The sequence below is a fragment of the Okeania sp. SIO2F4 genome, assembly GCF_010672385.1.
In the GTDB taxonomy this organism is placed as follows: Bacteria; Cyanobacteriota; Cyanobacteriia; order Cyanobacteriales; family Microcoleaceae; genus Trichodesmium.
Window position 1 is genome coordinate 1 of record NZ_JAAHGT010001428.1, and the last position, 1,320, is coordinate 1,320.

Consider the following 1,320-nt stretch of genomic DNA (forward strand, 5'->3'; position numbering starts at 1 on the left):
CATCCCTTGATTTACCAAGGCCCAACAAAAAGACTTCCAATCGCAAACCCTTAACTATATATTAATCGTAAATGATTTGTGAAAAAAACTGTGAGGGTTTGGTCTTTTCATCCTATTTTCCCTTGGGTTTGGAGACCAAATCCCTACAATAAAATGTTACAATATATTTAGGATTGTTATAACAAACCTCTCCAATAATAAAAAAACAAAATAAATTATTTCATAGAAATTATCAATCTTTCCCCGCACCTCTTAACTCCCTCTTTTTTGGAGATGTCTAATAACTGAAATAACTTTCATTTGTATAGTGGTAATTCATCTATTGTACCAAGACTATCAAGGGGCCAAAATCGAAATATAGCTCGACCAATAATATTTTCATAAGGTACAAAACCCCAACACCGCCCATCATAACTATGATTACGATTGTCCCCCATAACTAAATAAGAATTTGGAGGTACTGTGACAGGTTGAGAAAGAAACCTTTTATCAGGAGGACAAACATCTATTCTGGTTTGTTGGTGATTAACCTTTCTCGCCTCAAGTTCTGCTGGATTCAAATCTGAAGCAACATAAGTTTCTTCTACTACTTTATCGTTAATATATACTTTTCCATCCTTCAACTCTACTCGATTTCCGGGTAATCCAACTATCCGTTTAATAAAAGCATCTTTGTACTGAGTTTTAAGTTCATTTGTTGGATTAAAAACCACAATATCTCCTCTTTCTGGGTCTTTGAATTGATAACCCAATTTATCTATAATCAAGCGATCGTTAATTTGTAATGTTGGTAGCATCGAACCAGAGGGAATATAACGTGCTTCGGCAACAAATTGACGAATTCCTATGGCGAAAATTACGCTAAGTCCAATAGTTTTAATTGACTCAATTAAAGGATTTTCTTCATTTGAATTTTCTTTATGTCTTGATTTTTCTTCTTTATTCATCATTTATATCGATCAAATAATTAATTTTAAAATACTGTTTTGATTGATGGGTTTTAGCCCTAGGCGATTCAGGATTTTTTTTGACTTTACAATCTTACCTACCTATTAAAAATAGTGTGGGGTCTCTATCATCTAAGTTTACTATTATATAACTATATTTTTAGGTTTTTGAGTTTATAGTCATAATTATAGTTCATAAAAATATAGTCAAATATGACATATCCTCCTGCATTGCAGGTGTTATCCTGACGCTCGTGTTAGCGCAGCTCCTCCGCAGGAGGCACTACAACACCACGCCAGTTGCGTGACTGTCGGGGGACTCGCCCAACCCACTGGCTCCTCTATCCCATAGCTAAAAGCAAAAGGAAGCTGC

At 34.9% G+C, this 1,320-nt stretch carries 1 protein-coding gene; it reads right to left on the reverse strand.

Annotation, left to right across the window (positions count from 1 at the left end):
* Positions 1 to 296: 296 nt before the first annotated feature.
* On the reverse strand, positions 297 to 947 hold the full coding sequence (lepB, locus tag F6K22_RS40965) for a signal peptidase I (protein WP_293110911.1): 651 nt from the start codon (positions 945 to 947) through the stop codon (positions 297 to 299).
* Positions 948 to 1,320: the final 373 nt, after the last annotated feature.